We start from the raw sequence: 15,343 nt of genomic DNA on the forward strand, positions 1-15,343 counted from the left end.
GATAAATGTAAGATGGCTAATGTAAATTAGCCATCTTGTTATAACAATTAATTTCTGCGCTAAAGAAAAGGGCTTATAAATGCACGAAGGTGTGATGAAGGCATGGCTAGAATCTTCACATTTAAACGGCGGAAACGTTGCTTATATAGAAGAGCTTTATGAAGCGTATTTAGACAATGCGACTTCTGTGCCAGAAGAATGGCGAGAAGTGTTCGAACAATTACCAAAAGTAGATGGTGTGGATGTTGAAGTAAAGCATTCAGAAGTTCGTGCACAGTTTGCGGCGCTTGCGAAAAACAAGCATAGAGAAGTAGTGGTAGCAGAGGGCAGTGGTAGCGGCGATCCTAAACAGGTCAAAGTACTGCAGCTTATTAATGCTTTCCGTTTCCGTGGTCACCAAAATGCTAACTTAGATCCATTAGGCATTTGGCAGCGTGAACGTGTTCGAGATTTAGAACTTGAATACCATGAATTATCTAAAGCTGATTTTGACCGTGAATTTAACGTGGGATCGTTTGCCGTTGGCCGCGATACCATGCCTTTAGGTGAGTTATATCAAGCACTAATGACCACATATTGTGGTTCAGTAGGTGCTGAGTATATGCACATCACATCAACTGAAGAAAAACGTTGGTTACAACAACGTTTAGAATCAGTGCAATCACGACCAATATTCAGTAAAGAAGAAAAGTTGCGTATCCTCAAAGGATTAACCGCAGCCGATGGTCTTGAAAAGTATTTAGGGGCTAAGTTCCCAGGTGCTAAGCGTTTCTCACTCGAAGGTGGTGATGCGTTAGTACCGATGCTGAAAGAGCTTATTCACCGTGCTGGCGAAAGTGGCCAACAAGAAGCGGTAATTGGTATGGCTCACCGTGGTCGCTTAAATGTTCTTGTCAATGTACTTGGTAAAAATCCATCAGAACTATTTGATGAGTTTGCTGGCAAGCATAAAGAAACATTAAGCTCAGGTGATGTTAAATACCACATGGGTTACTCTTCGGATTTTGCTACTAAAGGTGGCAAAGTTCATATGGCTCTTGCCTTTAACCCATCGCATCTTGAAATCGTAAACCCAGTAGTTATGGGCTCGGTTCGTGCACGTTTAGACCGTTTGGGTGACAGTTCAGGTATTAAAGCACTACCTATCACCATTCATGGTGATTCGGCAGTTGCAGGCCAAGGTGTTGTTCAAGAAACCTTTAACTTATCGCAAACAAATGCGTTTAGTTGTGGTGGTAGTATTCGCATTGTAGTGAACAACCAAGTTGGTTTTACTACAAGCAAACAATACGATGTACGTTCAACAGATTACTGTACAGACATCGCAAAAATGGTGCAATCGCCTATTTTCCACGTTAATTCAGATGACCCTGAAGCGGTTGCATTTGTTACGCAAATCGCACTTGATTTCAGAAATCAATTTAAACGTGATGTGGTTATTGATCTAGTTTGTTATCGTCGTCACGGCCATAATGAAGCGGATGAGCCGAATGCGACTCAACCGATCATGTACCAAAAAATCAAAAAACACCCTGTGCCACGTTTGATCTACGCAGATCAGTTAATGGCTGAAGGCTCGTTTACTGAAGATGAAATTAAAGCACTGGCTGATGACTACCGTAATGGTTTAGACGAAGGCAATTGTGTTGTTGAAGAAATTCAACCAGAAACATCACACTCATCTGATTGGGCTAAGTATGTTGGCCATGAATGGAGTGTTGATTACGATGCCAGCGTTCCAGTTGAAAAATTAAAAGAACTGGGTAACAAAATAGCAAGTTACCCTGAGCAATATAAAGCCCAGTCTCGCGTTAAAAAGATTTACGATGATCGCAAATTAATGGCTAACGGTGAGAAACCACTTGATTGGGGTATGGCAGAAACACTTGCTTATGCAACAATCGCAACTGAAGGCACTGATATTCGTTTAACAGGCCAAGATTCAGGGCGTGGTACTTTCTTCCACCGCCATGCAGTTGTACATAGTCAAACTGATGGGGCCACTTACACGCCTTTACAGCACTTAAGTGAAGATCAAGGTACTTTCCAAGTATTTGACTCTGTGCTTTCAGAAGAAGCGGTTGTGGCGTTTGAATATGGTTATGCGACAGCAGAGCCAACATCACTAGTATTGTGGGAAGCACAGTTTGGTGATTTTGCTAACGGCGCCCAAGTTGTATTTGACCAATTCTTAAGTTCAGGTGAGCAAAAATGGGGTCGCTTATGTGGACTGACCATTTTATTGCCACATGGTTATGAAGGGCAAGGTCCTGAGCACAGTTCAGCACGTTTAGAGCGTTTCTTACAGCTATGTGCTGATCACAACATGCAAGTATGTGTGCCATCAACACCGGCACAAGTATATGCAATGTTACGTCGTCAATCAGTAAGACCACTGCGTCGCCCACTGATTGTTATGACACCTAAATCATTGTTACGTCATCCACTTGCAACGTCGTCGCTTGAAGAGCTTGCAGAAGGTGTATTCCATAATATGATCGATGAAATCGATGATATTGATGCTAAGAAAGTAGAACGCGTAGTATTTTGTAGTGGTAAAGTTTACTACGAGCTATTACAAGAGCGTCGTAAGCTTGAGCAAGATAATATAGCTATTGTGCGTGTTGAACAGTTATACCCATTCCCACATGATGAAATGGAAGCCATTATGGCGCGTTATCAACATGTGAAAGACTTTGTTTGGTGTCAAGAAGAGCCGCAAAACCAAGGTGCTTGGTATTGTTCACAACACCACTTTGTAGATGCAATCCCACAAGGTGCGAAGCTTAAATATGCAGGTCGTAAAGCCTCTGCTTCTCCAGCGTGTGGTTATATGTCAGTGCATACTAAAGAACAACAAGCGCTTGTCGCAGACGCGCTTACTATTGAAAATAAAGGATAAGCAATGAGCACAGAAATTAAAGTTCCTGTTCTTCCTGAGTCGGTTGCTGATGCTTCCGTTGCTACATGGCATGTAAGTGTTGGCGACAAAGTAAGCCGTGATCAGAACTTAGTAGATATCGAAACAGACAAAGTTGTTTTAGAAGTTGTTGCACCACATGATGGTGTGATCACTGAAATTTCACAAGAAGAAGGTGCAACCGTACTTGGCGACCAAGTGATCGGTATCATTGGTGAGGCTGATGCAGCTGCGCCAACTGAAGACGCAAAGAGCGAAGCTGCACCAGCTTCGGACAAACAAGAAAACGCGCCAGCGGCGCAATCAGCACCAGCATCAGAAGGTAAAGAAGTGGACATTAAAGTACCTGTACTTCCAGAATCAGTCGCAGACGCGACAGTAGCTACTTGGCATGTGCAACCAGGTGACGCAGTAACACGCGATCAAAACCTAGTTGATATCGAAACTGATAAAGTTGTTCTTGAAGTTGTTGCTCAAGAAGATGGCGTAATGGGTGAAATTATTCACGCAGAAGGCGATACAGTACTGGGTGACCAAGTTATCGGTAAAGTTAAAGCCGGTGGCGCACCAGCTGCAGCCCCTGCAGCAAAAGAACAAGCTCCAGCTGCTGATTCTAGCGATAGCTCAGACGTGTTAACACCGTCAGTGCGTCGTTTAATCGCAGAAAAAGGCCTAGATGCTTCTAAAATTAAAGGCTCTGGTAAAAATGGTCGTGTGACAAAAGAAGATGTTGATCAATTCTTGAAGTCACCAGCTCCTGCGGCGAAAGCTGAAGCAGCGCCAGCGGCACCAATGGGTGACCGTACACAAAAACGCGTGCCTATGACACGTTTACGTAAAACCATTGCTAATCGTCTTCTTGAAGCGAAAAACTCTACTGCAATGTTAACGACATTTAACGAAGTTAACATGAAACCAATCATGGATCTTCGTAAGCAGTATCAAGAAGTGTTCGAGAAACGTCACGGTATCCGTTTAGGTTTCATGTCTTTTTACGTAAAAGCAGTTACTGAAGCACTAAAACGTTTCCCTGACGTAAATGCATCAATTGATGGCGATGATATCGTATACCACAACTATTTTGATATCAGCATTGCAGTTTCTACGCCACGTGGCCTAGTGACTCCAGTACTAAAAGATTGCGATAAGCTATCTGTTGCTGAAATCGAAAAAGGTATTCGTGAATTAGCACTTAAAGGTCGTGATGGTAAGTTAACACTTGACGACATGACGGGTGGTAACTTCACTATCACTAACGGTGGTGTGTTCGGTTCGTTACTATCAACACCTATTATTAACTTACCGCAGTCTTCAATTTTGGGTATGCATAAAATCCAAGATCGTCCAATGGCTGTGAATGGTAAAGTTGAAATTCTTCCTATGATGTATTTGGCATTATCTTATGATCATCGCCAAATAGATGGTAAAGAATCTGTTGGCTTCTTAGTAACAATTAAAGAGTTACTTGAAGATCCAACTCGTTTATTACTGGATGTTTAATTCAGTAGTATAAAATATAAGCTGTGAGTCATATTCACAGCTTTTTTTTTGCGCCTTTGGTCGTACTGGGGTTTTCATGTTAAGCCTTGGGATCTATACTAGGTGCGCAATTTGGGATAGCTGTCTATTTATAAAAATAGTCAGCTCTTTTAGTATAAAAAATTGGATAAAGCATCATGAATTTGCATGAGTATCAGGCAAAACAACTTTTTGCCGAATATGGTTTACCAGTTTCTCAAGGTTTCGCTTGCGATACACCTGAAGAAGCTGCAGCAGCTGCTGAGAAAATCGGCGGTGATATGTGGGTTGTTAAAACTCAGGTTCACGCAGGTGGACGTGGTAAAGCTGGCGGTGTAAAGCTAGTTAAAACTATCGACGAAGTTAAAGCGTTTGCAGCTAACTGGTTAGGTAAAAACCTAGTTACTTACCAAACAGACGAGAATGGTCAGCCAGTTGCTAAAATTTTAGTAGAAAGCTGTACTGATATCGCCAACGAATTGTACTTAGGTGCAGTTGTTGACCGTGCATCTCGCAAAGTTGTTTTCATGGCGTCTACTGAAGGCGGTGTTGAAATTGAAACTGTTGCTGAAGAAACACCAGAGCTTATCCACAAAGCAGAGATCGACCCATTAGTAGGTCCTCAAGCTTACCAAGCACGTGAACTAGGTTTTAAATTGGGTCTTAACCCAGTACAAATGAAACAGTTCGTACAGATCTTTATGGGTCTTGGTAAAATGTTTACTGATTTCGATTTCGCACTACTTGAAATCAACCCGCTTGTTATCACTGATGAAGGTAACCTTCACTGTCTTGACGGCAAAATCGGTATCGATGGTAATGCACTTTACCGTCAACCTAAAATGCGTGATTTCCACGATCCATCACAAGAAGATGCACGTGAAGCTCATGCAGCAAGTTTTGAACTTAACTACGTTGCATTAGACGGTAACGTTGGTTGTATGGTTAACGGTGCAGGCCTAGCAATGGGTACTATGGACATCGTAAACCTACACGGAGGCAAGCCTGCAAACTTCCTAGATGTTGGCGGCGGCGCGACTAAAGAACGTGTATCAGAAGCATTCAAAATCATTCTTTCTGATGACAACGTTAAAGCCGTTTTAGTTAACATCTTCGGTGGTATCGTTCGTTGTGACATGATCGCTGAAGGCATCATTGGTGCAGTTAAAGAAGTTGGCGTAAACGTACCAGTAGTTGTACGTTTAGAAGGTACTAACGCTGAGCTAGGTCGTGAAGTTCTTAAGAACTCTGGTCTAGATATCATTGCTGCTGAATCACTAACAGACGCGGCTGAAAAAGTTGTTGCTGCTGCGGAGGGCAAATAATGTCTGTATTAATCAATAAAGATACAAAAGTTATCTGTCAAGGTTTCACCGGTGGCCAAGGTACTTTCCACTCTGAGCAAGCGCTTGAGTACGGTACACAAATGGTTGGTGGTGTAAGCCCAGGTAAAGGCGGTCAAACGCACCTTGGTCTTCCAGTATTTAACACTGTACGTGATGCTGTAGAAGCAACTGGCGCAACTGCATCAGTTATCTATGTACCAGCACCTTTTTGTAAAGATGCTATCTTAGAAGCAATCGATGCGGGCATCGAGCTAATCGTTTGTATCACTGAAGGTATCCCTACACTTGATATGGTTGACGTTAAAGTTAAACTAGATCAAACAGGTACTCGTATGATCGGTCCTAACTGTCCAGGTGTTATCACTCCTGGTGAGACTAAGATTGGTATCATGCCTGGTCACATCCACAAACCTGGTAAAGTAGGTATTGTTTCTCGCTCTGGTACTTTAACGTACGAAGCTGTTAAACAAACTACAGATGCAGGTTTCGGTCAGTCTACCTGTGTTGGTATTGGTGGCGACCCAATTCCTGGTACTAACTTTATCGACGTTTTAGAAATGTTCGAAAAAGATCCACAAACTGAAGCGATCGTAATGATCGGTGAAATCGGTGGTACTGCAGAAGAAGAAGCTGCAGAGTACATCAAAGCTAACGTTACTAAGCCTGTTGTTTCTTACATTGCTGGTGTTACTGCACCAGAAGGTAAGCGTATGGGTCATGCTGGCGCAATCATCGCTGGCGGTAAAGGTACTGCTGATGAGAAATTTGCTGCATTAGAAGCTGCGGGCGTAAAAACTGTACGTTCACTTGCTGATATCGGTAAAGCACTTAAAGAAAAAACTGGCTGGTAATAACCCGCTATGTTTTGAAAAAAAGGCTCACTTAGTGAGCCTTTTTTATTGTCATTATTCATAAAGTATTATGTCTAGATAATGATAAATTTCAGAATCTTTAGCTGTTTATTTAATAATAAAAATCAATAGCTTGTTTCAATAAAATCTACTGGTAATAATCAAAACTGCCGTTATAATGTGCGATTGCTTTTTATCATTGGAAGATCTAGCAGTAATGCGAATAATTTATTTTACAGTCTACCTTGTATGCTTTTGTTGCTCTTTCAATTTATTTTCATCTACTTCATTTCGTACCGCATTTTTAGTAACCGAACAACGCGCATTAGCTGAACCAAATCAGTTGATCGAAGAATTAGTTCTTACACAAGCAGCTCAGGGTATTTCTACCACTGAACACGCTTATAATAATACTTTGTTAGCACGGCTGTATTTATTTAAAGGTGATATCGCACGTTCACAAAGTTACTTTGAACTTGCCCAACAACAACTGCCTAAAGACGATGATTGGATCCAAGGTTATTGGTTAATGTATCGGAGTGTTTTTTCTTTAGAAGAAGGGCTGTTACCTGAAAGTATTAAACAAATCCGCTTAGCACAAAATGCCTTTACTCAAGCAAACGATTTAGAGATGTTGGTACAAGCTGAGTCTATTGAAGGAGCTCTGTTGCTCTGGCAAGAGGAATACCCTAAAGCAATAGAAATTATCGAAAATGCCTACATTGAAGCCAAAACTACGAATATGTCATCAACTACCATGCTTTATGTTTATGATAGTTTAGCGGCATATTATTCGACCATGTCACTATTTGAGAAAGGTGAGCAATATGCAGTTTTGGCGCGCGATATCGCCAGCAAAAACGGCGATGTTGTCAATGGTTTGCCTGTTATCTATATCTTATGCATGACATATGAGCGCGCTGAAAAACTTGATTCAGCGGCGGCTTGTTATGAAGAAATGATAATGTTATCAGCAATGGTAAAAGCACCGCGCTATCTTTTTTTGGCACCAGCTGGTAAGGCAAATGTCGCTCTGAAGCAAAAAAAATATTCGCAAGCGTTGCAACTACTATACTTGGCTAAAAGTTATGTCAATAAAGTGATTGTAAATCCAGCGCATATAATTGCGTTAAATAATGGATTTGCTAAAACTTTCTTAGCATTACAGCAACCAGAGCAAGCACTTGAATATATTCAAGCATCAGAGTTATTGTTGACTGATTACGATAGGCCGCTTAATAACCGTTACAGCCGTAATACACTTAGCTTAAAGGCGCAAAGCCTAGAACAATTAGGTCGTTTTGCAGAGGCTACTAATGCACTGAAGTTATTGATTAAGCTTACAGAGCAAGCAAAAGAAACAACGCAGCAGAAACTCGAGCAAGAAGCACGCTCACGATTTGAATCTACTCAACAAGATATCAAATTGCAGTTGGCTGAAGAGAAATTAAAATACCAACAAATTACTTTAGATAAGTTAGCTAAAGAAGGACAGTTACAAGCAGCCTATTCTGTTATTGGTATATTAGCGATATTAAGCATTACAATTTTCGCATTAAATCAACGCAAAGCATATTTACGAAGCCAACGCAGAGCAAATACAGATCCACTCACTGGAGCTCATAACCGTCGCTATATTCTCGATTTTATTGCATCGCAACTTATCGGGAAGCAACAAAACTTTTCAGTTTCAATTTTAGATATTGATCATTTTAAACAAGTAAATGATCAATATGGTCATGATATCGGTGATCAAGCCCTAATTGCTTTTAGCGCGTTACTTACTGAGCAGTTAGCTGATACTGAGTATCAATTTGCTCGCTTTGGTGGTGAAGAGTTTATTGTGGTAATGCCAAACTTAACACTTGCACAAGGGCATGATTTTATCGGTAACTTATGCATTTGTTTAAAATCGTTAAGCTTGACCGATAAAAAAATCACTTTAACAAGCAGTGCTGGGGTCGCACAAATGCAGCCAGGATTAGCCCTTAATACATTATTAAAAGTTGCTGACACAAACCTTTACCATGCTAAAAATACTGGCAGGGATAAGGTTTGTAGTTAACCTGAACTTAGCTTAAGGGGGTCATTATCGACAAGCTCGCTATTATAGATAATGATTGATATGTTGAAAAAATCGCACAGTGATATCTTGGCGCTCTTTATTAATAGATAATGGTTCGATGAGTGTACGGATCACACTTTCAACTTGATTCATAAACCGACCGTGGCCAATTCCTTGTTCGTCTTTTTCACTGGCAACAATAACAAAATGCAGTGAATCTACTAGTTTTTCATCATGCCAATAATGACTGTATTGCGTTTTTTGATCGTCGGTTGAAAAGCTCAGCTTTTGCAATTCATGATTGCCATCGTTGTTATCAGTCTTACTGTTTCTAATTATTGGCATCGTACCATTTGCTATCATCGCCGCTAAATGTAAATTTTTGGCGGCGCATTGCTGAATAAATGCGTCATAAAAATACTGGTAAAACTCTGTGAATGTTGGCTTATTAAGTAAATGATGAAACTGAGTTTTAATGGTACGTGTTATTGGGATCGCAAATGTCGTATAAGTCATCTCATTATGTTCTGCGGGGAGTGTACAATGGCGGCTTTGGTAGCGAGGGTAGAGTCCTCTAAGTTTATAACCGTAGCTTTCTTTACATCCTTTCGCTTTGGCGAACAAGTCATAGGTTAAATGCTGATGATCACGCACTTTTATTGCTGTTTCATCGATCAATAATGTGCTTTGTAGGTATTCGAGTACTTTTTTAACACGGGTATGGAATATGGCAGCATTCGCACGCAAGTCTTCACCAGTAGCAAGGAAGAGCAAGCGAATTTTTTTACTGGGTTTGCTGCTGTCGTAAATGCATTTATGCGCTTCATGGTAACGCGGGTTATAAAAGAATAAAATTTGCTTTTCTGTTTGTAAACAATACGACTCTTCATGAAACCTAACAACGGGAAGCTTATCGTTTGCTATCAAATGTACATTGTGTAGCTCGTATTCATCACATGAGGAGAATAGCTGTCGTGCTAAACGTTCATAACATTGCTGTATATTGCTAAAACGTGCGTATAAATCGGCACTGGGTACGAACTCCGCTAAGATATATTGGTTTGCGCGTGCAGTAGTTGGGATATAAACGCGATGCTGTGAAAGTGAAGCCATTATTTTCTCCTTAAAAGAATTACTTTAATGACGCCACTGTAGCTTGGTTGAATGACTGTTTTATTGCGCTAGAACAATTTATCGCCATTAAGAGGTTGAATAACAACCCAGACGTGGTTCTTAAGCTAGTATTTTCCGCTAAGCACACAGTATGTAATAAACCCGCATCTATTACTGTATGTTAAGGTTTGTTTTTATAATATACCCAAACCACCTCAATATGCAGAATTCAGCGTTTCACAGGGGCTTAATATCAAGGCGTTACTTTGCAACAATGATAGTCCCTTTTAAGAAGTAACAACGATGAGAGTAAATGCCTGCGAAACGCCCAACGGGTTGGTTTAAAAGCGATTTATACTGCGTTATTGATTTTACCAATAGAACCACTATTATTTGCAATCAATGCCTTGCCTAAATCGCTTTTAATTCCAACTGAAACTCGCATCTTGGGGTGGTTTGGGTATAATGCAGTAGTTTTGTCACCATGCACTATTGTGAGGATTGTATTCCTATGGCGGAAATTGAGAATCGCCCAAGTAACTTTATAAGAACCCGTATTGATGAAGATTTAGCATCAGGTAAACATGCGTCTACACATACTCGTTTTCCACCAGAGCCAAATGGTTTTTTACATATTGGTCATGCTAAATCAATTTGTTTAAATTTTGGTATAGCGCAAGACTACAGTGGTCAATGTAATTTACGTTTTGATGATACTAACCCTGAAAAAGAAGATATTAACTACGTTAATTCAATCAAAGAAGATGTTCAGTGGTTAGGTTTTAACTGGGATGGTGAAATAAAGTATTCGTCAAATTATTTTGATACTTTGTATGACTATGCTGTAGAGCTAATCAATAAAGGCTTAGCCTATGTGTGCTTTTTAACAGCTGATCAAGCGCGTGAATATCGCGGCACGTTAAAAGAGCCTGGTAAAAATAGTCCAACCCGTGATACTAGTCCTTCAGAAAACCTAGCACTATTTGAAAAAATGCGTGCTGGTGAATTTAAAGAAGGCGAGTGTGTACTACGTGCAAAAATCGATATGGCCAGCTCATTTATGGTGCTGCGTGATCCTATTATTTATCGTGTTCGATTTGCACACCATCATCAGACCGGTGATAAATGGTGCATTTACCCAATGTATGACTTTACGCACTGTATCTCAGATGCGCTAGAGGGCATTACCCATTCATTGTGTACACTTGAATTTCAAGATAACCGCCGTTTATATGATTGGGTGTTAGATAACATCAGTCTTGAATGTCATCCACAACAAATTGAGTTTTCAAGGTTAAACCTTGAATACACTATAATGTCAAAGCGTAAGCTAAATGATTTAGTGGTCAATGAGTATGTTGAAGGGTGGGATGATCCGCGTATGCCTACCATTGCAGGTCTTCGCCGTCGTGGTTATACACCAGCATCAATTCGTGAATTTTGCTTACGTATTGGCGTAACCAAACAAGAAAACATGGTTGAAATGGGCATGCTTGAAGCCTGTATCCGTGAAGACTTAAACGAACATGCTCCACGTGCCATGGCCGTTCTCGATCCGGTTAAAATCATCATTGAAAACTATGCTGTTGATACCGTTGAAACCTTATCAATTGCAAATCATCCAAATGATGAAAGTATGGGTCGTCGTGATGTTCCGTTCACCCGTGAAATTTATATTGAACGTGAAGACTTCAAAGAAGAAGCAAATAACAAATTCAAGCGCTTAGTACTTGATAAAGAAGTTCGTTTACGTGGTGCTTATGTTATTAAAGCAGAGCGTGTTGAAAAAGACAAAAATGGCGAAATAACCACGATTTTCTGTAGCTATGATCCACAAACGCTGGGCAAAAATCCAACTGATGGACGTAAAGTGAAGGGCGTTATCCACTGGGTGTCAGCCAGTGAGTCAATCACCGCAGAAGTTCGTTTATATGATCGGTTATTCAGCGTACCAAATCCTGCAGCAGCTGAAGACTTTGCAACAACTTTAAATCCTGATTCATTAGTGGTTTTAGCAAACGCAAAACTTGAGCCATCACTTGCTAATGCAGAGCCTGCACAAGGTTTTCAATTTGAACGTACAGGGTACTTCAGCCGTGATACTAAGTCAGAGAACATTGTTTTTAACCAAACAGTTGGTTTACGTGATTCTTGGACTAAAACGCAGCAGTAGTTTTTTATCCCTTCGCTCAAAGGCGAGGGGATAAAAGTAACAGACATAAAAAAACCTGCAATTTGCAGGTTTTTTTTATTCAGCTAATAAATTATTGGCTATCAGCAAATGCTTTACATGCTGCAGTGTCAGTACACTCGCCATACAGATAAAGAGAGTGGTTGGTTAATTTAATACCATTTTCTTCTGAAATTTCAAGTTGACGACGTTCAATCATTTCATCTTCAAATTCAACAACTTTACCACATTTTAAACATACAAGATGATCATGGTGTGTGCTACCAGAGAGTTCAAATACTGACTTACCGCCTTCAAAATGGTGACGGCTAACAATACCCGCATCATCAAATTGGTTAAGTACGCGGTACACAGTAGCAAGGCCAATTTCTTCACCTAGGTCCAAAAGAATTTTGTAAACATCTTCAGCGCTGATGTGTTGGTTATCTGGAGATTGTAAAATCTCTAAAATTTTAATACGCGGCAAAGTTACTTTTAAGCCGGCTTTTTTTAATTCCAAGTTATGATCAGTCATTAAATCTGTCTCAATTATATTTGGTTATACTAGACACCTTACAAAGATGTACACGACACATTAGCAACGATAAGAATAACGTGCCTAGTCATTAAGTGCAAAGATCAATTGCTAGAAATACTTATAAAATGTGTAATAGGAAAACGAACGTCACTATTTTATACGATTACTAGCAATAAAGTGCATTTAATCAGCAAGTTCACTTAAACACATTTCTTCATAAACTTGTGCTGACCATGCTTTTACACGTTGTTCAGTAAGCTCTGGTTGACGGTCTTCATCAATGCCTAAACCAACAAAATGGTTGTCATCAGCCATGCCTTTCGAGGCTTCAAAATCATACCCTTGTGTTGGCCAATGACCCACAACAATAGCGCCACGCTCAGTAACGATGTCATTGATCATACCCATCGCATCAAGGAAGTATTCAGCGTAGTCTTCTTGATCGCCACAGCCAAAAATAGCCACAAGCTTGCCATCAAAATCAACTTCTTCTAATTCAGGGAAAAAGTCATCCCAATCACATTGTGCTTCACCATAATACCAAGTAGGAATGCCAAATAAGATTAAATCAAATTCTGCGATCTGTTCTTTTGAACTTTTAGCAATATCATGCACAGCCACTAACTTTTTACCCAATTCTTTTTGGATCATTTTAGCTACGTGTTCTGTGTTACCTGTGTCACTTCCGAAAAAAATACCTACACTTGCCATGGATTTAAAACCTTTTATCTATCAATAGCCAATCTTTCTTGTAAAATAGTTTCAATCAGCGCACTGCGGCTAATATTTTGTGCATCGGCCATATCGCTTAACGCTTGATATAACTGCGATGAAACTTTAAATTCGACACGCTTTAAACCACGTGCTTTATCTCTTTTTATTTGATTACGTTTATTTACCTTTAACTGAACCTCCCTTGGTAGGGGATTCGTTTTTGGTCTGCCGGGGCGTTTTTCGTATTCAAATAAATCGAGCGTTGTTCTATCTGTTTCAGACTTAGCCATGGTTAACCCACACCCGCACCTTGCCAAAAAACTTGAATAAGTCCTTTAGCGATAAAACCAGAACACCCTAAAAATAGCACAAGCCATACTACATAACGGCCAAATTTAGGCACATTACCTTTTTTTAGTACGTCTTGGATAGCCATACCGATAAAAAAGAACACACCGGCTAAGCCAAAGTACAACCCAAGGGTATCAAATTCGTTAATTAACTGACTGACCATCAACGTATAACCTTTAAATTAAACGGCGCGTACTATAGCATATAAAATTGTAATAATTTAGTGCGCTAAGTCAAAAATACGTGATTAAATTTTGCTTTATTAAGCCATTAAAAAATCATTGATAGACTTATTAACCGCCATTGGTTTTTGGGCATGCAACCAATGACCTGCGCCATGAATAATTTTTGCTTTTGCGTTGCTAAATTGAGCCATAATAGCTTCACGATATTCAGGCAATATATAATCAGAATCGTTCCCTTTGATAAATAAAGTATCGCATAAACAAGAATCATTTGCTTTAATATTTGCTAAAATATTGCGATATTTTTCACTTAGGGTAGTCAAATTAAAGCGCCACTGCAGTTCACCAAGTTCGTTTTTCGCATAGCTTTTTAGCAAAAACTGGCGAACACCTAATTCAGGTATTAGCTGCGTCATTAATTTATCCGCTTCTTTGCGGTCATTAATAGCATGGCTTTTTACCAGCTTTAATGCCGCAATGATATCATCATGACGACTTTGATATGCAACAGGAGCGATATCTAATACTACGAGCTTATTTACTGAGCTTGGATTAATATGTGCTATTTGCATAGCAACTTTCCCGCCCATAGAATGACCGACTAAATGGGCTTTATCAATACTTAAATGGTCCATTAAGGCGAGTACGTCGTCAGCCATTGCCGAGTAATCCATAATATCACTGTGTGGTGAACGGCCATGGTTACGTAAATCAAGATTCGTTACTGTAAAATTTTCTGCCAATGCATTGGCTATAACATTTAAATTTTCCAGTGAACCAAACAATCCATGGATCAAAATTACATGCGGCCCTTGGCCAGTTTGTTTGTAATTTAACAGCATCACAGTTTCCAAAAACAATTTCATAAAAGTGTGCCTAGTTTGCCTAGTGAAATAACAAATTGCAAAACATAGAGAATTAAATCAGGTTTGGGTATAATCAGCATGGATGAAAAAAATGTGACCCGTAACGACAGGAATAACATGAAAAAAATTGACATAGACGACGAGTTATATCAATACATTGCAAGTAACACTCAAAGTATAGGCGAAAGCGCCTCAACTATTTTACGTCGTTTATTAAATATTCACGGCGAAAATGATTTAGCCGCGCAAGAAAAACCAGAACAGCCCGTCACGCATGAGGTTGCAAAGACGACTCAAACAACTGAACACACCTCATCGACCGAGAATAAAAAGTCAGCCGCTGTCACACCATTGACACAAGCGCATGCCAGTGTTTTTAATATACTCAATAAAGAAGAGTTGGCGATGCAAAAAGGCGTAGTAGGGCGCTTTTTGTTTATTTTATCTGCTTTACATAGAACTCATAAAACTGATTTTTCAGCGGTATTGGATGTGCAAGGGCGTGATCGCGTTTACTTCGCAACCAGCAAAGAAGCGTTAGTAAACAGTGGCAGCAGTATGAATCCAAAAAACATTACCGACAGTGAATACTGGGTAATGACCAACTCAAATACTACCCGTAAGAAAATGATGCTACACGAAGTGGCACTTGGCTTAGGCTATAGTGCTGAACAAGCTGAAAAAATTCGAGACTACTTATAAAGGA

At 39.9% G+C, this 15,343-nt stretch carries 13 protein-coding genes; 7 read left to right on the forward strand and 6 right to left on the reverse strand.

The window, feature by feature from the left end; all coding sequences use genetic code 11:
- Positions 1 to 79: 79 nt before the first annotated feature.
- The 5 genes from H5200_RS08680 (at position 80) to H5200_RS08700 (ending at position 8,700) form a co-directional block, all read left to right on the forward strand.
- A complete protein-coding gene (locus H5200_RS08680; RefSeq protein WP_182761323.1) occupies positions 80 to 2,902 on the forward strand; it encodes a 2-oxoglutarate dehydrogenase E1 component in 2,823 nt (940 codons plus the stop codon).
- 3 nt (positions 2,903 to 2,905) lie between these two features.
- Positions 2,906 to 4,420: a 2-oxoglutarate dehydrogenase complex dihydrolipoyllysine-residue succinyltransferase gene (gene odhB / locus H5200_RS08685; RefSeq protein WP_182717861.1), complete on the forward strand. Its 1,515-nt coding sequence runs from the start codon at positions 2,906 to 2,908 to the stop codon at positions 4,418 to 4,420.
- 176 nt (positions 4,421 to 4,596) lie between these two features.
- A complete protein-coding gene (gene sucC / locus H5200_RS08690) occupies positions 4,597 to 5,763 on the forward strand; it encodes an ADP-forming succinate--CoA ligase subunit beta (RefSeq protein ID WP_145233868.1) in 1,167 nt (388 codons plus the stop codon).
- Entirely contained in the window at positions 5,763 to 6,635 is an 873-nt protein-coding gene (gene sucD / locus H5200_RS08695) for a succinate--CoA ligase subunit alpha (RefSeq protein WP_145233870.1), read from the forward strand. Before sucC ends, sucD begins: the two co-directional genes overlap by 1 nt.
- Positions 6,636 to 6,852: 217 nt before the next feature.
- The gene (locus H5200_RS08700) at positions 6,853 to 8,700 is read left to right on the forward strand and encodes a diguanylate cyclase (protein WP_182739262.1); all 1,848 of its coding nucleotides are present in this window, start codon (positions 6,853 to 6,855) and stop codon (positions 8,698 to 8,700) included.
- A gap of 42 nt (positions 8,701 to 8,742) precedes the next feature.
- Here H5200_RS08700 and H5200_RS08705 read toward each other — a convergent pair whose 3' ends face one another.
- Entirely contained in the window at positions 8,743 to 9,813 is a 1,071-nt protein-coding gene (locus tag H5200_RS08705) for a DUF3083 family protein (RefSeq protein WP_182717859.1), read from the reverse strand.
- Positions 9,814 to 10,324: 511 nt separating this feature from the next.
- Between H5200_RS08705 and glnS the strand changes: the two genes are divergently transcribed.
- Positions 10,325 to 11,986 (forward strand): glutamine--tRNA ligase, encoded by a 1,662-nt coding sequence (glnS, locus tag H5200_RS08710; RefSeq protein ID WP_182761324.1) that lies wholly within the window; start codon positions 10,325 to 10,327, stop codon positions 11,984 to 11,986.
- Positions 11,987 to 12,077: 91 nt separating this feature from the next.
- Here the strand turns inward: glnS and fur are convergent, their stop codons facing one another.
- From fur to H5200_RS08735, 5 genes are all read right to left on the reverse strand, one after another.
- Positions 12,078 to 12,518, reverse strand: coding sequence for a ferric iron uptake transcriptional regulator (gene fur, locus H5200_RS08715; RefSeq protein WP_145233880.1), 441 nt, complete (start codon positions 12,516 to 12,518; stop codon positions 12,078 to 12,080).
- A 186-nt stretch (positions 12,519 to 12,704) separates the two neighbouring features.
- A complete protein-coding gene (gene fldA / locus H5200_RS08720; RefSeq protein ID WP_149981079.1) occupies positions 12,705 to 13,232 on the reverse strand; it encodes a flavodoxin FldA in 528 nt (175 codons plus the stop codon).
- Between the two features lie 14 nt (positions 13,233 to 13,246).
- Positions 13,247 to 13,525: a LexA regulated protein gene (gene ybfE / locus H5200_RS08725; protein WP_016709654.1), complete on the reverse strand. Its 279-nt coding sequence runs from the start codon at positions 13,523 to 13,525 to the stop codon at positions 13,247 to 13,249.
- A 2-nt stretch (positions 13,526 to 13,527) separates the two neighbouring features.
- Complete coding sequence (locus H5200_RS08730; protein WP_054204660.1) at positions 13,528 to 13,749, reverse strand: DUF2788 domain-containing protein; 222 nt, start codon at positions 13,747 to 13,749, stop codon at positions 13,528 to 13,530.
- Positions 13,750 to 13,848: 99 nt separating this feature from the next.
- A complete protein-coding gene (locus H5200_RS08735; protein ID WP_182739278.1) occupies positions 13,849 to 14,613 on the reverse strand; it encodes an alpha/beta fold hydrolase in 765 nt (254 codons plus the stop codon).
- A 141-nt stretch (positions 14,614 to 14,754) separates the two neighbouring features.
- Between H5200_RS08735 and seqA the strand changes: the two genes are divergently transcribed.
- Positions 14,755 to 15,339, forward strand: a complete 585-nt coding sequence (seqA, locus tag H5200_RS08740) for a replication initiation negative regulator SeqA (protein WP_182717858.1) — start codon at positions 14,755 to 14,757, stop codon at positions 15,337 to 15,339.
- The last annotated feature ends 4 nt before the right edge of the window (positions 15,340 to 15,343 follow it).

The organism is Pseudoalteromonas sp. SG43-7 (assembly GCF_014164295.1).
Lineage (GTDB): Bacteria > Pseudomonadota > Gammaproteobacteria > Enterobacterales > Alteromonadaceae > Pseudoalteromonas > Pseudoalteromonas rhizosphaerae.